Here is a 20,548-nt window from a genome sequence, read left to right as displayed (position 1 = left end):
ATTATTTTTGGATATTTTTGGGATTATAATAGCCAAAGCAAGCAAGAAACAAGAGTTTTAAAACATTAAAATTACCCTTAAAAAATGAAATTTTCGTGGGAGCTGGCACTGATTTGGGATAGGCTCTGGTGACCGGGACTTCCCTGACCTTAAATTTCAAACGCGCTGCTCTAATCGCAAGATAATAATGCAACTCATAATCTGAAAATACTTTTCTAAAAGGATCGACCCCAGCATTATTTAAAAAAAGTTTACTGTAAGCTCGAAAACCATTTGTCGTATCCGTATAACGGAAGCCAGAAGCGGACCGAATCAGAGGCGCGTGTATTAATTTGACCGCCCAGTGACGCAGCCAAGGCGTATTAATCGCGACTCCTCCGTGAATATACCTAGAACCTTGAACATGATCCATACCCTCTTCCAATGCTTTAATGAATTGAGGGATAGCACCAGGATCGTCCTTATTGTTTCCATCCATCACAATGACGCCCTTATACCCCTGATCAAGAGCATAAGCAAAAGCGATCCTCATTTGAGAACCCAGCTTACCTGTCTCTGTCTTTATCAAAAGCACGCGTACCCCCTGTTCCCTTAGATAAGCTTCATCCAAAGAACCATCGGTACTACCTCCATCCGCAATGATGATATCAACCTGATCACTATAAGGTTTCATTTTAGCCAGTTGGGATCGGATACGATCCCCTTCATTAATCACAAAAACAACGATACAATAAGATGATTTTCGCTCAGAAAACTCTTTTTTTTTGTATCTTGGAACTTCACGATTCATCGATAATCATTATCCTGATTTTCCATTACATTAAGGATATCCATGTTGGTGACAGACGTGGAACTGGTAGCCTCTTCTTTGAGGAAGAATAATGGACGTTTGCGTGTTTCTACCAAAAGCAACCCGATGTATTCACTTAATAATGACAATACGAGGAAGATCATAAAGAACATAAATCCGCTTTGTAACGACAGCGTAGTCCAACCTTCTCTTACCTCTTGTTTAAAGAGATACACACACACCACATAGATTATGTAGAGCAAATTAAAGGCACTTGCAACGAGACCCAAAATGGAAACCAGCCGAAGTGGGTGCAAGGAGTTGTTTATGATTAACTTTACGCCATCTCCTATGTTTTGCAAAAAAATGCGGAAACGAGACCTTGGCGTACTCGTTGTTTTGCTATATTTAAAAAAGTTGTTTTGCTTAGCAATAGCGGCGGTAAAATACCTTAGTTGCCTGTATCTATCTTTAAACTTTAAAATGTAATTTACATTCTTGCGGCTAAGCACCTGAAAGAAAGTAGAGCCAGGGTGCAAATTTACCCCCAAAGCTTTTCTGCAATAAGCATGAAATAGGTTGGCGATCATGCCACGGGAGTAATTCTCATCCTCAATACACACTCCCTGTAAGATGCCACTTTTGCTGGAGGTGCATTTATCAACCAACTCGGGTATCATTGTCGATGGATCGCCATGTTCCATAATGACGACAAAGTCCCCTATGCATGTTTCGAGCCCAGCGGTTATAGCGATTTCGATGCTCATATGCCGAGACAAAGACATGCATCTTGCGCAAGGAATCGTTTTCAGTTTGTCATTGATACGCTCGAAACTGTTATCTATTGAACAGTTATCAACCACGATAATCTCATAAAACGAAAATTGTTCTCTAAGAATAGCGCTCAATTTTTCCAAGCAATTCCCGATAATATCCTCATTATTATATAAAGGTAGGATTACAGAAATGAAATGTTCTTTATCGGACATAATATTAATTTTTTAAGCTATCAATGATGTCGTATATGTTATCAATTTTTCCACCCAAAACGCAATGAAAACCCTCTATGCCGTGGTCTCTACGAAGTAATATAGGTCTACTGTCATCGAACTCGGTTTTAGGTAGCAACGTCTTGACTTCCCATAAAGAGCTTTGGTATCTACACTCCTTAAGCAAAGGCATGTACCTTTGAGCATCGTATTGCATGTGTTTGAAGGAAGATTTTTTGGGATAATTATCCAGGCGTTTGTATGAGTCGGACATTTGATCCTCGTTCGAATACCATGTTAAATGAGGTGTATAACGCACATGGCTAAGCGTATGAAGTTTTTTTGAAGGAAAAGGCATACAGGAAAAAAAGGGGCCGCACATGACAGTAATGCCTATGTTCTTCATCTCCTCGGGAACCTCCACCAAAGCCATTTCGGCAATTTCGTATTTGAAATTCACTAAAGGGAGCGCTGAATTACGTAAGAGCTTGTTGATTTGGGAATAAGTGCAATTAAATAAATACTTGGCCTCAATCGTTTCGGTGACACCATTTTTAGCACAAACTACTCTCAGCTTCTCCTGGGGGAAGGGCTTGACAGATGTCACCTCTGTTTGTGTTGCGATGTCAACGCCAAGATCAATCATTTGATTAACCACTATGTCACGAAGTTTCACGGCATCAAAGGCATATTCGGTAACTTGAAAAACATCCTCTATCAATTGATTGTCAAACAGCTTCAAGATGCTGGAAGGAGCTCTTTTAATGGGTGCCTGAATACGTTGGGAAAATGAATAAAACTGGTTGGCAGTAACGTTTGAGAATTGATAAGGAATCGCGTAATATTTTTCAAACGAATTCACGATACAGTTATTAAAGTCTGCCGCAAATCGATTACAATTAATACGCGAACGAACTGCTGTTAAAAAACTTCTAGGATAGTGATAACCATTATGCACCCGAGCTTGGTTTGCATAAGAAGCTCTCTGCATGAGCCCATCCTGAAGCTCGCACAAGAGAACACTCATCCCCTTCTGTTTGAGATAGGAAGCAATGGAAACTCCAAAAAATCCACCCCCTGCAACTATGGCATCATACGAACTTTTCATAAGTACGTCTCCGAAGCAAAAGCAATGGCTTTTCTAACTGTTTTGATCGAATTTTGAGGGCTTTTTTTCATTTCGATCGACACCGGCTTATTATAGCTATTTGCCTTTAGCGCATCAGCTACCAACTTATGATTAATTAGGGGATATTCAAATGACTGCAAGAAAGGCTCGCTAATATGAAAATGGGCTGCTTTATCAATATAATGATCAATTATATTGACGATATCTTCCTGATTCATAAACATTCCACCCGTATCGAAGTGTAAACATACACCTGGTGTATTTAAATTCTCCAGCAATATCAAAGCCTCTGATGTGTTTATGATAAAGTCTCCCCCGTAATTCGCAGGATTGGGCTCAAGCGAGATCATGCAATTTTTGGAAGCAGCGTAGTCACCCAAAGCATTAAAGACAGGAACGGCTTTATCAATGGCAGCAGAAAAGGTTAGGTTACCCTTAAGCCTGTTCTTGGGAGATCCGAAAACAAGGGTGTGCACTCCCAATGCTGATGCAGTATCGATTAAACCCTTCATATAGGGAACAAGCGGGTTTTTATCCTGATTCTCTGCAAATAAAACAAGCTCTGGGCGACCAAACAAGAGTGATTGAAAAGAACATGGTTTTACATTGAATTGAGACAACTGATGACGGATCTGCTTTATAGCCGATAGATCTACCCTGTCCGGATTGGGCCAATAAGAGGCAGGTGCCAATTCTACCAACTCAACGCCATTATCATTCAAAAAATTAAAAATCACTGAATCCTCATCCCTTGACCAAGCAATATTTGATATGCATAACCTCATCGCTTAGCCCTATTTGTTGCTACGAATTCACCCAATTCTCGCATGATCTGATCAGCGTTATATAAATAGCCATGCTGACCATTCCATAAACGATCATATTTAGACCTAAAAGCATAAAGGGAGGTATTGCTCTTTTTTTGCCCGACCGCTTTATCCTTAAAGAATCTTTCGATTATGGCACTTGTTTTAATAGGCTCTGTAGCGAAATTGATTACACGAATATCATTATCGATCATTTTAGCAATATCCGATTTTAAGTTTTTTAAGTAATAATATTGAAAAGAGCTATCAGGATTGATCTGCTCTAAGCAATTATCATTTAAAAGATCAAACAAGACGTTTTTTTTTAAATAATTACCAAAAAGACCAGGAAGGCGGATTATGTAATGAATCGGAAATGTCTGTTTAATAAAATTCTCAAACCAAATTCTGTTAACACCATAGGGATGGTTCTCTTCCTCGGAAGGATCAAAATCCTCATTAAAATCAATGGGTGAAGGGTAGACATCAATTGTAGAGATCAAGACAAATCGTTTGATGCTTGCGCCCTTCAAATGCTCTGCCAAAGCCTCTATGTTTTTACGATCCTCTTCCGGATGTTGGTTTGCGATCCATTTCTTGGCTGGAATGCCGGCACAGATAACGGTGTGATAGGTACTATCTTTCAAAGAGGCAATATTAGCCGAATTAAATTCCCCATCAAAACGAAACTGCTCACGGAGATTCGAGCCAACGAATCCTGTGAAACCAATTAAAGCGGCATTTTTAAATTTTTTCATTCTAAAAGGTTTCCTTGATGAGGGCGTATGGTTCTCTCATATCTATTAAAAATGTTTTATCCGTTGTTTCTTTTTTGGCTCCTCCCGCACTCACTACCTTTATAGGTAAATCTTTACTAGGAAGGTTTGGGAAGTTTTCCTTTAGGGCTGATGTTACCCCCTGCGATATTGCAAAATTATGATCATTTGTGCGACCTATCTCCCCACTGGTTTTCCATTCATAAGTAAGCGGCTGCCAAGGATAGGCGGAGTTTCTTATAACAACGATATTATCGAAGTCTTTATTGTTAAAATGCCTGAGTTGTTTCAGCAGGTAAGCCGTCTCTATACTTAAAGGCAATCCCATCTGAGCAATCAATCTATCCTGAGCTAAATAGGCGCTTACACAAATAAAGAGGACATAAATAACTTGAGGCATAGTTTTGGAAACCTTGCAGAGCCTTGAGGTTGCTTTAAAGAAAGCTGTAGACATAAAAAAAATCAGCAAAGCGCTTAACGGTAACATTGTCCTATGCAAGAGCTCTGTTTCGGTGGAGACCAAATGAGGCAAGTAGGCAAAGAATATTAACCCTATTAATACAAAAAAGAAAATTATTCGTTGAAAACTGTTCTGTAAAGAGCGGTTGAAAAATGTTACTATAGCCAGTGATGCGAGTGCTAATATTGGGGAAATCCAGTTTATATATGGGTAAATAGAAGCAGATGTTATGCTTAATGGAGCACTCAAAAACCAGGACAGTCGATCGAAAATATCCCATGAGAGAACAGCTCGCCTTAAATCTCCTTTAAATAAATAGGTTATTGAAAAAAGCAGAATGTAAGACGTTACCAATACCAAAAACATAATTACACTGATCAACACTATCTTTTTTAATTTGTGCGAAAAACTTTCCTTGCCCGCTAATAAATAGATGGCCATAAAAACGCTGACAAACATTGCGGAGGGTTGATAAGTATTTACCGCTATAAAAAATAGCCCGAAGGCAACGAGCCAATTCCAATACCTATATTTAGCCAAAATTTTAAAGTTCTTAACCAATACTAAGTAGCCAAAATAGGATAATAGAGCCGCATAAGGTTGTATAAATATGTGCCCCTGAATAACGTGCACATAAAACGCAGGGGAAACAAGAGCCAGTAAAGGAATGGTTGTGGCTTGAAATAGCGAAAAGGCATTTCTTTTTAGCTCCAGATGCATTGCGAACGCAACTAGTACTAACCCGATTAAGCCAATGGTACGATAAACTACTAATGTGTCTAATGATGTATAGGGCGATAGCTTTTGGACCACTAGGTATACAAGAGCAGCTATTGGTCTACCCCCTGTGGCCAGCAGATACAAAAACCATAGATTCACACCATTGACAGTCATCGCATGAGAGGTATCAACATGATGATGAATGCCAAATTCTTCCATAAAACCGAATTTAAAGTGGAGCCCCACCCCGATTGTCAGAAACGCAAACAGGCTAAAAAACACCAAAATACACCAAGAAGGGATTGTGAAATTGAGTGACGGATTTTTCATGCATTTTGAAAACTTAATGGTTCTCTTAGCGAGAGATTCATGATATACATACAGGGCATAATGAGTCAATGTTAATAACTTAAATACAGGGGTGTTTTGCTTTCCATTCCCGGCCAACTCCGCAGTTTTTAACCACTCTCTTCAACAAAACAAATCAACTGTGGGTAATTAGACTGGCGTCTTCGTGCGCTGATGTTCAAGAAGGGGACGTATTTTACGCTCGGGCGAGGAGTTAAAACCTCGTTCGCTGTGGCATTAGCAACCGTCTTGCGTCAATCAGGAGGAGACGTGAATGGGGTCTAGGTGCTATGGTGGGGTGCTGTGAGGAGGATAGGGATACATTGTTGTTTTTGGTTAGAAATATTGGATTGGGATAAAGTCTCCTGACGCGAGCGTAGCGACCTGCCTACGCCAAGGCTATGTCAGACACTCTTGGCTCTTGCCTCGCTGCGCTCGGAGTGCCAAGGTGGCGGAAGGGGGTGGTTTATTGAGAGGGTGTGGTTTGGATTGGATCTTGTTATGGGTCGGTTGCTTGTATCTCGAGGAGATGGGGTGAAATGGCATCCTTCTATTATACAAAAGTGTCAATAGTTTTTCTTATCGATAATTGGGATAATTGGGATGGTTGGGATGATTTTTGAAAATAGTTGAAATTTCTTTCATTTTTTTGGTTTTTAGTGACATTTCGTTCAGTATAGTAGCGTTTGTAAGATTAGCTTCTTGCATGAGGGTTGGAGAGAAGTTGTTGCCTAACGGTGTCGTGGTTAGGTAAAGTTGGGGTTTGTGTCGCAACTCCTATTCTGGAAGACGCAGTGCGTTTTGCCCCGATTTCAATCTGCTTTTTGAGTATAGCGAAAATGATTTTGTGGAGAGTGGTCGTTGAGTCGATTTGTGAGAAAAAAGATTTTTAGTCACAACGCCGCCGCGAAGCAGGACTACAAGGGTAATTTTGTTGGTTATAATAGTTCAGACTTAATCTGACTCGCCTTTATTGAACTTCTTTTGAATGTTAATAAATTCTTCAATTTTCTGACTCAAACGCTTATAACCTGGTTCATCTTCGCCAGTTTTTATACAGCCAGCAACGTGTGCAGTAGTCCAGTTACAGAAGTCGTATATCTCTTTGATTTTATCAAAATCTTGGTCAGAGATTTTTTGGTTATTTTTTATGGTTTCTAGTATTTCAGGAAACTGTTGTTTATTCCATCCAAGTAGATCATTTTTTATTAATCGCTCTACTTCATACCTCAAGTATTGCCCGTATTTGATACATTCTTCTTCGATATGAAGCCCCTGCCCATTTTGAGCCTTCTTGCGATTTAGAAAAGTTTTGAGTTTCTTATGAATGGTGTTTTTCAAGTTACTGCCTGCAATAAAACTACCTCCCAACTTTTCTTCGTTTTTTAAAATAACATATTCCTTACTCTTTTCCTTGTTTTTATCATGGAAGCTAAACTTTTTTCTTAAAAAGTGAAGAAAAGGTTTGTTGTGGGTGAAGATGAGTGTTTGAGAGAATTTAACATACTCCTTTTTAATTAGGTCTACTAAGTGTTCCAAATTGCTGTTGTCTAAGCTGCTGATAGGATCGTCAAAAACCAGAATTTTGGCTTCTTTGTTTGCCTGAGCATCAAGGAACGCGAAAAAGAAGCATAATGACAGGACTTGTCGTTCGCCTTCGGAAAGACCCGTCTCGAGAGCTCTTTTTTTGCCATCTGTATCCTCAATTGCAAAGCTAAAAGGTGGCTCTTTTGTGTTTGATTTTGGGACTAGAAGCTTGAGTTTAAAATTAAAATCGAATTTTTCGAAATACTTTTCTATGCGCTCCAATTGTTTGTCGAAGATATTTGCATTAACGTGTTCATTAAATACGGATTCGCATTTATCGGATTGCTCTTTAAGTGCAGTTTGCTCTTTTTTTAAACGATTGTTATTTTCATGCTTTGAATGAAAATTATTGTCATAGAAATCAATAATTTTTTTGTCTTCATCAATAGCTGCTTGGGTGTTTTTAATATTTTCGTTTAAACTGTCACCCTTGTTGTCTGATTGAAATTTTTTTATCGCTTTATTTTTGGATTCCACAAAATTACTTACCCGCTGGATGTATTTTTGGATTTCATCAAATTCTTTTTTTGCTGCGTTATAGATTTCATTAATATTTTCATTGTCGGGGTTTTCTAGCGCGTCCAGTTTATTTTTTAGGCTTTGTAAGGATTTGGTTGTGAGCTTATTTTGAATACCTAAATACTCTGACCTTTCTTCTGCACTGTATAAGTCCTTAATCTCCATTTTCAGGTTGGTGTTTTCCAGCTCGTTAAAAACAGAATTAAGAGCGTCCTTTTTCGATGAGTTTATAATCAAATCAATCTCATCGGAAAGATCCATTTTCCTTTTTAAGAATAACTCTTGCTGATCCTTGTGGGCTTGATCAAAAATTTCATGATATATTTTGATGATTTCTTTTATGCGACTTTCTTCGCTTTTAGATTCACAGAAGGGGCAACACTTAGGCGGAGGAGATTGTTCGTATATATCAATGCCTGTTTTGAAAAAATCCTTATTCCCGTTTATCTTTTTTTTGGTCGCTTCCGCGGCGTCATAACTCGATTGTTCTTTTGTATCGAAATTGAAGATGTTTTGATAATCATCCAAGCTTGAGAGAATGGAGCTCTGATGAGGAGGGGAGTCTATTGGTTTTAAATTTTCAATTTCAGAGCTCCTTTTCTGCCTATCTTTCAGTTTTTCTAATTCCTGTTCTTTTTTTGGAAGTTCACTTTTTTTCTTTTCAATCAACTCAGAAAGCTCATCTTTATCTTTATTCTTGAAATGATCATCGTAGGTTTTTATTTCCTTTTCGGTTAAGCCGAATTTTAAATCTTTTTTGTGCTCCTTATTGAACTCATCTAATTTTGCCTTTGCAGTCGTTTTTTTATTTTTAAGATCGATTGCTGTTTGATCGAATTCGATAATTAGGTTTCCCGATTCTTGCTCGTGTCCATCTTTAGTTGTACGCCTTTCTCCATGAGTGTGTATGTTCTTTATAACAAATGCTTGATCGAAAAAAAGAATATCTCCTTTTTTTAACGAGTCATGATTCTCCCACTGGCCATCTTGATACGTTAATTCCTGAGGAGAGTGATTGACCGTTAAGCTGGCTTTCTCAGGGCAGAGATCAAAAGGACTTTCATCTGAAGCTGCCTTTAGTATAGAGCATATGGAGCTTTTACCACAACCATTCTCGCCATAAAAGATATTAACCCTTTCATGCAAAGTGTTATTGTTATTTTTTCCGAAAAAATCTTCCCACTTAAAATTCTTAAAAGCTTTATATCCACGAATTTCTTTAATTTGTGTAATCTTCACCTTGGTTGAGGGGGGTTGCCTTCAACCTATCCTTGTTTCCCGAGAATAGCAAATTTGACACCTCTTTTCTTGAATTGCATTGATCGATGCTATGGTAAAATATATTTTACTTTCTGACGCCCTTTGATTATTTAAAGTAAACAATTTTTTACTTTCCCCTTGAAAACTCAGTAAAAGTAAAGTATCTTTTACTTATAACAGAGATAAACCTGATTTAGTAAAACATAATTTACCGATGGCGCAATTATTGTGGGGAAACGTTTATTATAAAGAACACTTTGCCGGGGTACTGCGGGAAGAAAGTGGGGGCAGGATTGTGTTTGAATATGACGCAGTGTATGTGGACGGTGGTGGAGAATCTATTGCGTGGACGCTACCGGTGGAAAAGTTAGTGCATGTGAGCGATGTCGGGCTGCACCCCTTTTTTGATAATTTGGTGGCGGAAGGGTGGCTGGAGCGAGCTCAGGAACGCGTGTTGGGCTGGAGACAAGGCGAGGTGAGCCGATTGGAGCTGTTGTTGGCCTTTGGGTATGATTGTATTGGGGCGGTTTCTGTTATGGATCCCGAGCCGGCGGAGTTGAGCGAACGGTTGTTGGATATGCGGGATGTTAAGGATGTGGCGGCGTTTCGGGGGCGAGCATCGCTTTCCGGCGTGCAGCCCAAGTGCGCGGTGGTTGAGCGCGGGGGGAAGTATTATGCTGTTCAAGGGCGAGAGCTGAGCACCCACATCGCTAAATTTCCCTCACGGGGGCATGCGGATTTGGTGGACAATGAGTATTTAACGACCCAAGCGTTTAGGGCTCTTTTACCTGATGAAAAAGTGGTTGATCTGAATATTGGCGCATTGGAAGGGGAAGGGGATGGGGAGCCTGCGCTTATTATCAAGCGATTTGATCGGGAGGCAGGGAAGCGCATTCCCTTCGAGGAGTTTAACCAGCTATTGGGTAAGTTATCGAGGAATAAATATAAGGGCGCTTATTCGGAGATGAGTCATTTTATTTTGAATACGAAAGGATGCTTGCCTGTTGAGAACTACCGCTTGTATGCTCGTATTCTCGCCGGATTTTTGTTGGGAAATACGGATATGCATTTTAAGAATTTCGGGATGTTTCGTGAGCCAGACGGTAGCTTGCGTTTGACACCTGTTTATGATCAAGTGGCGGCATGTTTGTATGATTATAAGGCCGTTGCGTTGGCGATGGGCGGTGCGGAAGAATTGCCCTTGAAGGATTTGAACGCGAAGAAAATTGTGGCACTTGGGGAAGCGTTTGGGTTAAACAAAGCGGCGATTGCGATGGCGGTGGAGCGGTTAGGGCGCAATAAAGCCTCTGCGCAAGCCGCTATAGCGGATGCTCCCTTTGGGGAAGTAAGCCTGAAAGAAAAGTTAATTCAATTAATAGAAACAAGATGGAACGGAACATACAACTCGATTGGAAAAGTATTGTCGAAGAAGCGGTGAGGCGGCGGCAGGAGCAGGGGTTAACGCAGGCGGAGCTGGCGGTGTTAGCTGGGGTGAGTAAGCCTACGTTGAATCGTTTTGAGCAGGGGAGGACGAATGTTACCTTGGAGAATGCGTTTAAGGTGTTGAGGGCGCTGGGATTGTTGGGGTGATGGGGGTTGTTTCTATTGGTTTAAATTGAGAGAGGGAGGCTGATGTTTTATGAGTCTGCAAATAAGGGAAAGAAATAAGAGGATTTTTTTGTTTTTATTTTACAACTTGACTTTATTTTTAGTTTAGTTAGAATTCTGGCTTGATGTAAACTTAAGGCATATTTGGGTTTAGTTTAATGTAACAATATATATATGAAATCAATAAATAAAAAAACAGTTTTGGGCATTTGTGTGTTGGTGATTACCTTGTTGAGCGGTGTTAGTGTGATGGCTGCTGAGGGAGTTAATGTGGGGCCGATGAATGTGGTTGTTAAGGGTAATGAAGGTGATGTGCAAAGTCCGGTGAGCCTTTATGTTGCAAATACGTCCGGTTTTGATGTGGCGTTTACGATAAAGCCAACTAAGGGCGGATCTTGCCAAAATGTTATTAATAGTTGGGGCGGTTATAAGCGTGTTGCTTCTATGGGTAGAGTTGTTGTTAAGAGCGGTTCTAGTGTGTATTTGGATGTGGTAAATAGCTTGAGTGAAGTAGAGTGTAAAGTGTTGGGGGTTATTGGGTCCTCAAAGGAAGAAAATGTGGGTGATACGTTTACATTGGATCGTTTGCAGTTGAATTCTTATATGACGGTGACGTTTTCTATTGAAGGGATAGCAGCTCCGCAAAAAGGGCGATTTGAGTTATATGAAAATAGTTCGTATATTGTGCCTAATGCTTGGTGGCATTGGATGTGTAATAAGTTGGACCAGAATGCGCCTCGTTGCGTGAAGAATCTGCGTTTGGATGTTACGAAGAATTCTTGGTTCTAAGTTGGTTTAGGATAAATTTTATCAAAAGAGCCTAGTGGGTAAAATCATTGGGCTCTTTTTGTTTTGCGAAGATGAGGGTGAGCGGTTCATAATGGGTGCCTTGCCTTTTTTAATGATTTTTTGAGATGATTACTTATTCTTCGAATCAACCGAACTTGTATCTTGTGGGTTTTATGGGAACGGGGAAGAGCGTTGTGGGGAGACGTGTGGCGGAGGCGCTGGGGATGGTGTTTTTGGATTCGGATCGGGTGATTGAAGAGAAGGAAGGTAGAGCGATTAGAGATATTTTTGCCCAGGATGGGGAAGCGTATTTTAGGGATCTGGAGTGTAAGTTCGCGCAGATGGGGCACCCCAAGAGAGGGTGTGTGGTGAGCTGTGGTGGCGGGATGGTTGTGCCTGACTATGTGCGGGATTTGTTAAAAGAGAGAGGCGTGGTGGTGGTTTTGCATGCCAGTGTGGATGTTATTTTAGAACGCGTTAGTGAAGAGGGGCATAGGCCGCTTTTGGAAGGAGAAGATCGCAGAGAGCGTATAGAAGCGTTGTTGCAGTCTAGGCAAGGAGCGTATGCGGATGCCGGTGAAGTTGTCAGGACGGATGGTTTGACGGTGAATGAAGTGGTGAGGCGAGTGATTGGGATTTATCGCCTTAATGAGCCTAATTTTCCGCTTTAAAAAAACGGTTTACGTGGTCTTGAAAGATTTGGGGAGGTCGTATGACTTTGCCATCTTTGTCTATAAACGTGTGCTGGGTGTGCCCGATGGCTAGAAGGGTATCGTCTCTAAAAACCTTGTAATGAACTTCCAGGCGGACAAACGGTTTTTCCTTAATGGAGGTTTCTATGGTGAGACGATCATCGAAAAAAGCGGGACGTTTGTATTTACAATAGACTTCGAGGACCGGCATGAAAGCGCCTTGCTCCTCTAGTTTTTTGTAAGGGAGGCCGATGGTATCCATTAATTCGATGCGAGCCATCTCTAGCCAGATGATGTATTTGCTGTGGTGGACGATGCCCATGGCATCTGTTTCCTCGTAACGGACACGAATTTTAGTGTTGGCAGTGATCATAAAATGGTAAGAATTGAAAACGAAACTTTTGTGTCATTCAAAATAAAAGTACGTATGAATGAAAGGATAAAAAAAACGTTGATGATGCGGATGCTGTATTGGATTTGGAGCTTTTTGTATTACGTAGGCTTAATATTGGTTGCGGGAACGGTCGTGGGGAGTGTGGCGTTTGTGTTATTGGGGCCGATATTTGTGGATGATTATACGTTTTTAGGACTTTTAAAAAAGGGCGCGTGGATAGGATTTCGGTACGCGGGCGTGTGGGCCGGAGGTGTGGCAATTGTGCTGTGTTGCATGAAAGCGAACAAGAAGTGCTGTGTGGGGAAAAGCTAGGAGCTTTGTCCTATTGAGTTACTAAATAATGTTTTGAGGTTGAGGGAAAGAGATAATTGACTAAGCTTAAGAACGTAAAAGGTAGAAGACAATGAGAGCACGAAACAGATATATTATTTACGGGGTGGGCTTTGTGATTGGGTTGCTGATGGTGTCCTTGTTTTTTTCAGAGCATATCATCTCTGTGCCGGGTCAGCAAGAAGAGCAAGCACGTTCGCAGAATGTTGTATTGGGAGAAGTTGTGAATTCAAAAGAGCCGATTCCGCTTTCCTGGGCGCTATTTTACCAAGTAAAGCCGAAAGACGAAAATGGCATTATTAAACGCGTGATGGTGTTTGAAGGGACTAGAGATGACCCCTTTTGGCGGATAGTTGAGCGCGTGCGACAGGTGGATAACGACCCCAATAAACTGGAGTTGATTAGCCGAAAAATTATGGCAGCGGATCAAGTTTGGGTGCAACTCAAGGAAGTGGACAGAGTGGTGGATTTCGAGTATCAATTACAGCAATTGGGGATGGTGCTTATCCCTCAGCCCGATACGCTAATCAGCCGATCTGTTTTAGTGAGATTGAGATCGCATGGGCCCGATGCAGTGCCAAATGGCATTGCAGAAATTAAAGAGATAGATAGTGGATTGGTTGAGCGAGTGACCCCTTATTTTTTCCTTGAGCACAAGGGGGAACGGTAGGGAATGTTATGGCAGAAATTTGGCCTGGCGCATTTATTTTTGTAAGCGCGATCGGAGAATCAAGGGTAATCCGTACCTTACTGTAATTTGCTGGCGGTCAAATCGGTTTAAAATAAATTAAGTGATCTCTTGATAATTGAGGGAATTAATTGCGTGCTATATCTTAGTGGGTAGGATTTTTGTTGACAATTTATGTAAGGCATATATAATTACTCATAAAACTATAATTAATATATAAAATGAATACGGGTAATAATATAAATTCAGTTTCACTAAAACCAGAAAATAACGTAATAAATAATAAGAAGCGTAAATTTGGTGAATTGGATGTGGAAACCGGTAATGTGGAGAAGTCTGAAAATTACGAGAAGAAGCTGAAGATTTGCGAAAATGAAAGGGGGCTAGAATCCTTTGACATCGAAGTATGCCTTGAGCGAGCAGAAAAGGAGCCTGCATCGCTTACGACGTGGGAGGTGTATGAACTGCTTTCGCACTACCGATATTTCAATTATGACAACAAGATCAGTAAAGAAAAAGCGCTAGACGTTTTTATTGAGCATTTTACGAAAGATAAATCCCGGATTCAGGAAAAGGATGCTCAGCATCATAACGCCTTTCACTGGGCAGTGTTTTTGGAGTCCTTTGATACATGGAGATTATTACGCGATCTACTGGATAAAGAAGCTGATTCCGTGATGTGTAGCGTAAACCGCTATAAAGAGAGCCCATGGGACCTTGTGTTTAGCTCTAATAATCATGATTTTATGGGGCACGTTTTGTTGGATGAGAATAACCGAAATCCCCAATCCCTCGCTATTGAATATCTGATTAACCAGAAAAACGTAACAACATTTAAAGACCGAACGGAATTTATTTTTAAATTCTTAGAATTTAAAGCAGTTGCAGCCGGTAACAAAAACCTGTTTGTTGAAATACTCGAAGAATGCTATCAAACATGGAAGACTCAGGTGAAAATCAAGAACCGCAAAACCTTTTTAGAAAGCAGGGGTTACGGAAAGGGGCCTGAAGAGAAAACTAATAAGCTAATAATCTTACTGGATAATCCCGAAGTTGAGCTTACGTTCGGAAATGAAAAAGCCGCCCAGTTTTTGAAAGAAATGCGCGAGGCCTACAAGATTTTTCAAGCGCAACACACGGAAGATTATCAATTTGGCTACTTTCTGCGCGATAAAACCTTTCTGAATTTACTGAATGTTGTTTTGAGCAATGCCCCCATTGACCGGGTAGACTCTATATTGAAAGTGAATTCGTTAAAGCAGTATTCTGTTAAAGAGGTGTTGGAAGACCCTTTCGCAGACAAGATTGCTGTTAAAACATGTATTCTGTCGATATTTGCCCGGAAAGACGCGTATGAGCTGCTGGCTTACTTGGAATATGATGCAAAAGATATCTTTAAACTTATTGAGCGACATCATGTTGATCTGCAAGGTTGGAGCTGTTTTGCGAAAGCAATTAATGTGTTTATACGTAGTGTTGTGAAGGAAAGGGAGGTTGATGGTAAATGGCCTGAGGTTCGTTCCAGACTTTCGGAGCTTTTATATATGCGAAACGATGTAGGGCAAGAATTTTTCTACGATTCGGCAGTGAGCGGCAACCTGGGAAAAGATATTGCCACTGTCGTGGAAGGGGTTTCGGCGTATGGGCTACGCGACAGTGTATTCTATGTACTGGAGGGTTCTAAATATAGAAATGGCAGATCACCCTTGTTCATGTCTGCGCAGCAAGGCAATTTAAGTAAAGATATTGGCATAATCATCGAAACATTTCCCGCGAGGAAGAGGTCGCTGCTGGAGATTCTTGAAGAAGTAGATTTAGATGGCAGAACAGTCCTTCACGAATCTGCAAATAAAGGTCATTTAGGAACAGATGTGAATAAACTGATCGAGATCATGGAAAAAGAGCGGCTGCTGAAGCTTCTTGCGAAACAGACTAAGCAGGGCATCCGACCTATCAACATATCTGCATCCCGCGGTTATTTAGGAAAAGATATTGGCATAATGATTGAGAAAACTCCTTTGTATACAGAGGACTTTCTGAGGCTTCTTGAAGACGTAGATCGTAATGGCAGAACAATCCTTTGCTCATCTGCATATAATGGTCATTTAGGAAAAGATGTGAATAAACTGGTCGAGATCATGGGAAAAGAGCGGCTGCTGAAGCTTCTTGAAAAAGAAGATGTTAATCTCAGAACAGTCCTTTACCTATCTGCATATAATGGTCATTTAGGAACAGATGTGAGTGAACTGGTCGAGATCATGGGAAAAGAGCGGCTGCTGAAGCTTCTTAACACTAACGTATTCGATACGAGCTTCTCACCCCTTCACGCGTCCGCAGAGAAAGGTCATTTAGTAAAGGATATTAAGGCAATAGCGGTAAAGTTGAAGTTATCCGCTAAAGAATCCTTCAAGCTTCTTAGTTTGGAGCATAACGTGGAGTTCGATCGCAATGTGATGGCTTATTTGTCAATTAAATGCCCAAAAGATTTTCCCGATATGATAACGACGATGCACACAACGCTCAAGTTTTCGAAAACGCAAATTAAGGATTGTTTGATGCTTCAGATCAATAAGCAGATCGTATTTAGCCGCCTAATAAGCTATGGTGAGGATATAGGCGAAAGTATAAGCCTGATTCAAGAAAGTCTTCTGAGCCTAAAATCTGTTGGATTAACCTCTTTGTGCGTTGAAAAGGTTCTTAACAGGCACAACAACATCCGACAGACATACCTCCACGCTATTGCGAGGAAATTGAAATCCAACGAGCAAGGCGTTGGTTTATTTAGCGATCATCGCCAGTTTCTTGTTGAAAATGAGATTCTTTCGGAAGAACAAGTGAACCAGCTTTTTGAGAAGAAAGATAGGAAGAAGAAAACCGCATGGGATATTTTGACAGCCTAAATAAGCTCTAATCCGTGTAACCGTTTTTCATGATTAGGGGGATCAGGAAAAAGCATAGTATGCCTGTGCTTTTTCTTGTTTTAACACGAAGTAGGCGTGACGAAAAAGCCTTCCTGCTTGGAATGAAGGCTTGGTAGAAGTTTTTTGCCATAAAACAGCTATGAGCAAAACAAATGATTATGATTGCCATCATCTTGGTTACTTTGGCAAAGTATGATTTGACGGAACGAAAATCTGATAAGACCCATATCGCATATGCACGAAAAACTGTACAAATTGTTTAACAAGCCAGATTTTGGATTATTGTTAATGCGCGTGGTTATTGGAATTGTAATGGTTTCCCATGGTGTGCCCAAGTTTCTTAGCGGGAAGTCTGCGTTGGAGAATGTGGGCGGCGCGATGGCCTTATTGGGCGTTACGACTTATCCCTTGTTTTGGGGATTTATGGCTGCGTTTGCCGAGACGATAGGAGGTGTCTTACTTGTGATCGGTTTTTATTTCCGTTTTGTTTCCTTCCTGTTAGCCTTTGTGACGGGCCTTGGCGCGTATATGCTTTATACTAAAGGGATGGATTACCAGAGTATGGTGTCTCACCCATTATCGTTGTGTGTCGTGTTTTTAGGCCTGTTGTTTGTAGGGGCAGGAAAATACAGCATCGACAAACGGTAGTCTTATGATGCTCAGCCTGGGTTGCTGAATAGCTTTAGGTAGTCGCCGTAGATATGAATGACCTTTGAGGCGACAAAGAAGGCGAGCAGCATGATTATGAGCGTGGGATAGAGCGTTGTCACAACAGACAGATTACTGTTGGCATCTTGTTGGAGTTGTTTAGCGGAGAATAATAAAAGCTCATCCAAACGACCGGTTTGTTCGCCAGTACGGTATAAGTGGGTGAATGCAGTGGGGAAGCAAGGATAGTTAGCCAAGTAATTTCCCGGAGCGTGACCCAGAGCGATGGCGTGAGCGATGTCGCGAGAAGCGATTTCGATTTTTGGATCTCCGGAAGCTTTGCCGGCGTAGATCCAGCCCATTTCGAGCGAAACGCCAGCTTGGATGAAAGCAGCCAAGGATGAGGCGAATTTAGCAAGCGCTATCTTTTTGATATAAGCACCGAGGCCCGGCAGGAATTTTACGATCTTAAAGAATAGCGATCTTTGATGACGTGCGAGCAAAGTGATTGCAAAAAATAGCCCCCAGAGCATTGCTAAGAGCTTTAATACATCGAAGGCATAGCGCCCGAAGTTAAAGACAAAAGCGGTGCTATCAAAATGAATTTGATTCATGATAGGGAAGGCCAGGATTGCAACATGGATAACAATGGCCGGGTAGATGGACAGCGATATTATTTTCGAGCGCGCGGTATGGGCAAATTCGTGTTGTTCGGCCAGGTTGTGGAAGATTGCCGAAAGTTTACCTGTTTGAGCGCCTATTTTGATTTGAATCGCGTCCTCATAAGGGATGATGATGTTGGCCAGTTGTAAAGATTTCCCCCAATCATTGCCAAAAGAAAGCGAATTTGCCAGTACCTCCCTATTCCTTTGAGGAAGGCCATCACAACCCCTTATGGCATCCAGGATGGGAATTCCGGCATCCTGAGTTTGCCCGAGCTGGCAGTACCATTGGGCAAGGGTTTTATGGGAAAAGGACATGAGAAAACGAAATGGGGTGAAATAGGGAATTGACCTTTGCCTCTTGTTTAATATATCTTTTTATTTCATTTAAGTTAAGAAAAATTTAACATTAGTTTGCTGTGGATATATCAATACAAGACGTAACAGAGGTTAGAAAATCAATTACCGTTTCGATTCCCAAGGAGGAAGTGGCGGCTGAAGAAAAAGAAGTTTATAAGGAGTTTACGGATCATGCGCGTATTCCTGGGTTTCGCCCCGGTAAGGCTCCCTTGACAATGATCAAGCAGAAGTTCGCCAAAGAGATCGCGGACGAATTGGTCAAGAAGCTACAACGCAAGGCATATGAGTACATTGGTGAGAAATCAGGATTGAACCTGTACTCCATCATTAAAGCGGACGCACCTGATTTGATAGCCGGTGCCGATACCACGATGACCTTTGTCTTTGATGTCTGGCCTACCATCACTTTGCCGGAGTATAAAGGCATTAAAGTAGACGTGCCTGTTGTTACTGTAACAGAGGAAGATATTGATGCTGAGATTAAAGCCAAGCAAGCACAGCATGCCAAGATGGAAAAGGTGGAACGCGCGGCGAAAGCAGACGAGTATGTGCGCGTTTCCTACGTTGGTAAAATTGGCGATGAGCTGATTGAGCAGATTGCTCCTGATAACAAGCTTTATGGCACCCAGAAGAATACATGGGAAAAAGCCGGCGCTAAGGACGAGATGGGCGTGAAAGCGGTTGTTGAAGGCGTTGTTGGTATGAAGCCAGGGGACACCAAGACGGTTGAAATGACCTTCCCTAAGGACTTTGAAGTAGCTGAGTTAGCCGGTAAAAAAGCGACTTATGACATGGAAATGCATGAAGTACGCGAGCAAGTGTTACCTGAGCTAGACGAAGCCTTCTTTGCCGGTTTTAAAGCAAAGGATTTGGATTCCTTTAAAAAAGCTGTTGAGCAAGAAGTTACGCAGCGCAAGAAGCTGGACCAAATGAACTCCAAGCGAGAACAGATAGCCCGCTTTATTGACCAAAACACACACTTTGAATTGCCAGAGAGCGCAGTTGATGCAGAGAAGCAACAGATTTTACGCACCCATATTGAACGGATGTTGCAGCACGGAGTGCCACAAGAGCAACTTGAGGAGCAGAAAGAAAAGCTGTTTGAAGAAGCGGATCGTTTGGCCCGCGAGAACATTAAGATGCGCTTAGCGTTGCTGGAAATTGCGAAACAAGAGAAGATAGAAATAAGCAAAGAAGACATATGGGCGAAAGTTGTCCAGATGGCATATATGAGACAAGTGACACCCGATAAAATCGTAAGCGAATTTCAGAAAGACCAAGGAGTTGTGGATGAAATGAAGCGCGAGGTTTTGGTGGTTAAAACCCTTGACTTTTTGTGCGATAAGGCGGATTCTGGGGAAGTAAAAGAAGAGAAAAAAGCGGTTAAAGCGGATGCTTAATCGTGATTGTTTAACTCTTTTTAATTTAACACTTAATCCATTGAAGTCGTGAGTTATTATACTTTACCATATGTTTACGAGCGTGATGGCCGAACAGAAAAAGCCTGGGACATTTATAGCCGCTTATTAAAAGACAGAATCGTGTTTATCGGGACTCCGATTGATGATTATGTTGCGAACGCGGTGGTTGCCCAGCTCCTGTTCCTGCAAATGGAGGATTCCAAGAAGGACATACATGTGTATATTAATTCCCCTGGAGGGAGTGTGACAGCCGGGATGGCGATTTATGATACGATCAACTTCATGCACTGCGATGTGACCACTTATTGCGTGGGTATGGCAGCGAGTATGGCAACGGTTCTATTAGCCGCCGGTACTAAAGGAAAGCGTTACGCGCTTCCTAACAGCCGTATTATGATTCACCAACCTACGGGTGGCGCGCAAGGCCAAGCCTCTGACATTACGATTGCAGCGAAAGAAATTTTACGTTGGCGCAAGACGATTAATAATATTCTGGCGCATCATAGTGGTAAGACTTTGGAGCAAATTGAAAAAGATTCCGATCGTGATTACTATATGAGTGCTGAAGAAGCCAGAGACTATGGTTTGGTTGACCAGGTTATAACACGTCCGGAGGCAGCACCTGTCAAAGCCTCTTAATTGAGAGGTAAT

18 protein-coding genes are annotated in these 20,548 nt (G+C 41.4%); 9 read left to right on the top strand and 9 right to left on the bottom strand.

All coding sequences use genetic code 11. The features are described 5' to 3' along the window. Position 1 precedes the first annotated feature (1 nt). The 7 genes from AUJ82_01585 to AUJ82_01555 all read right to left on the bottom strand — a co-directional run bounded on the left by AUJ82_01585 (position 2) and on the right by AUJ82_01555 (position 9,363). Positions 2-790 carry a glycosyl transferase family 2 gene (locus AUJ82_01585; protein ID OIO60693.1) on the bottom strand — a complete coding sequence of 263 codons (789 nt, stop codon included), beginning with the start codon at positions 788-790 and terminating at the stop codon, positions 2-4. Further along, positions 787-1,779: a hypothetical protein gene (locus tag AUJ82_01580; GenBank protein OIO60692.1), complete on the bottom strand. Its 993-nt coding sequence runs from the start codon at positions 1,777-1,779 to the stop codon at positions 787-789. The genes AUJ82_01585 and AUJ82_01580 overlap by 4 nt, the downstream gene beginning before the upstream one ends. Positions 1,780-1,783: 4 nt before the next feature. After that, positions 1,784-2,887, bottom strand: a complete 1,104-nt coding sequence (locus AUJ82_01575; GenBank protein ID OIO60691.1) for a hypothetical protein — start codon at positions 2,885-2,887, stop codon at positions 1,784-1,786. Further along, entirely contained in the window at positions 2,884-3,693 is an 810-nt protein-coding gene (locus tag AUJ82_01570) for a hypothetical protein (protein ID OIO60690.1), read from the bottom strand. Before AUJ82_01570 ends, AUJ82_01575 begins: the two co-directional genes overlap by 4 nt. Next, positions 3,690-4,472: a hypothetical protein gene (locus tag AUJ82_01565; GenBank protein OIO60689.1), complete on the bottom strand. Its 783-nt coding sequence runs from the start codon at positions 4,470-4,472 to the stop codon at positions 3,690-3,692. The genes AUJ82_01570 and AUJ82_01565 overlap by 4 nt, the downstream gene beginning before the upstream one ends. 1 nt (position 4,473) lies before the next feature. Then, the gene (locus AUJ82_01560; protein OIO60688.1) at positions 4,474-6,000 is read right to left on the bottom strand and encodes a hypothetical protein; all 1,527 of its coding nucleotides are present in this window, start codon (positions 5,998-6,000) and stop codon (positions 4,474-4,476) included. 972 nt (positions 6,001-6,972) lie between these two features. Further along, positions 6,973-9,363, bottom strand: a complete 2,391-nt coding sequence (locus AUJ82_01555; protein ID OIO60687.1) for a hypothetical protein — start codon at positions 9,361-9,363, stop codon at positions 6,973-6,975. A 235-nt stretch (positions 9,364-9,598) separates the two neighbouring features. Here AUJ82_01555 and AUJ82_01550 point away from each other — a divergent pair, with 235 nt between their 5' ends. The 3 genes from AUJ82_01550 (at position 9,599) to AUJ82_01540 (ending at position 12,452) form a co-directional block, all read left to right on the top strand. Next, entirely contained in the window at positions 9,599-10,822 is a 1,224-nt protein-coding gene (locus AUJ82_01550; protein ID OIO60686.1) for a hypothetical protein, read from the top strand. A gap of 344 nt (positions 10,823-11,166) precedes the next feature. Continuing rightward, positions 11,167-11,781 (top strand): hypothetical protein, encoded by a 615-nt coding sequence (locus AUJ82_01545; protein OIO60685.1) that lies wholly within the window; start codon positions 11,167-11,169, stop codon positions 11,779-11,781. A gap of 125 nt (positions 11,782-11,906) precedes the next feature. Further along, on the top strand, positions 11,907-12,452 hold the full coding sequence (locus AUJ82_01540) for a hypothetical protein (GenBank protein ID OIO60684.1): 546 nt from the start codon (positions 11,907-11,909) through the stop codon (positions 12,450-12,452). On the opposite strand, the gene AUJ82_01535 is transcribed toward AUJ82_01540, so the two are convergent. Next, positions 12,436-12,846, bottom strand: coding sequence for an acyl-CoA thioester hydrolase (locus AUJ82_01535; GenBank protein OIO60683.1), 411 nt, complete (start codon positions 12,844-12,846; stop codon positions 12,436-12,438). The two genes, AUJ82_01540 and AUJ82_01535, sit on opposite strands and share 17 nt — an antisense overlap. A 3-nt stretch (positions 12,847-12,849) precedes the next feature. On the opposite strand from AUJ82_01535, the gene AUJ82_01530 reads away from it, so the two are divergent. The 4 genes from AUJ82_01530 (at position 12,850) to AUJ82_01515 (ending at position 17,454) form a co-directional block, all read left to right on the top strand. Beyond that, on the top strand, positions 12,850-13,179 hold the full coding sequence (locus AUJ82_01530) for a hypothetical protein (GenBank protein ID OIO60682.1): 330 nt from the start codon (positions 12,850-12,852) through the stop codon (positions 13,177-13,179). 91 nt (positions 13,180-13,270) lie between these two features. Continuing rightward, positions 13,271-13,867 (top strand): hypothetical protein, encoded by a 597-nt coding sequence (locus tag AUJ82_01525; protein ID OIO60681.1) that lies wholly within the window; start codon positions 13,271-13,273, stop codon positions 13,865-13,867. 239 nt (positions 13,868-14,106) lie between these two features. Beyond that, the gene (locus AUJ82_01520) at positions 14,107-16,785 is read left to right on the top strand and encodes a hypothetical protein (protein ID OIO60680.1); all 2,679 of its coding nucleotides are present in this window, start codon (positions 14,107-14,109) and stop codon (positions 16,783-16,785) included. Positions 16,786-17,040: 255 nt separating this feature from the next. Next, positions 17,041-17,454 (top strand): hypothetical protein, encoded by a 414-nt coding sequence (locus tag AUJ82_01515; protein ID OIO60679.1) that lies wholly within the window; start codon positions 17,041-17,043, stop codon positions 17,452-17,454. Positions 17,455-17,465: 11 nt separating this feature from the next. On the opposite strand, the gene AUJ82_01510 is transcribed toward AUJ82_01515, so the two are convergent. Continuing rightward, a complete protein-coding gene (locus AUJ82_01510) occupies positions 17,466-18,434 on the bottom strand; it encodes a hypothetical protein (GenBank protein OIO60678.1) in 969 nt (322 codons plus the stop codon). Between the two features lie 101 nt (positions 18,435-18,535). Between AUJ82_01510 and AUJ82_01505 the strand changes: the two genes are divergently transcribed. Continuing rightward, the gene (locus AUJ82_01505) at positions 18,536-19,876 is read left to right on the top strand and encodes a trigger factor (GenBank protein OIO60677.1); all 1,341 of its coding nucleotides are present in this window, start codon (positions 18,536-18,538) and stop codon (positions 19,874-19,876) included. A gap of 48 nt (positions 19,877-19,924) precedes the next feature. Next, complete coding sequence (locus tag AUJ82_01500; GenBank protein ID OIO60676.1) at positions 19,925-20,536, top strand: ATP-dependent Clp protease proteolytic subunit; 612 nt, start codon at positions 19,925-19,927, stop codon at positions 20,534-20,536. Positions 20,537-20,548 lie beyond the last annotated feature (12 nt).

Source organism: Verrucomicrobia bacterium CG1_02_43_26 (genome assembly GCA_001872735.1).
GTDB lineage: Bacteria > Verrucomicrobiota > Verrucomicrobiia > Opitutales > CG1-02-43-26 > CG1-02-43-26.
Note: the sequence above shows the minus strand (reverse complement) of the source record. Positions and strands in the feature narration are given on the sequence as shown.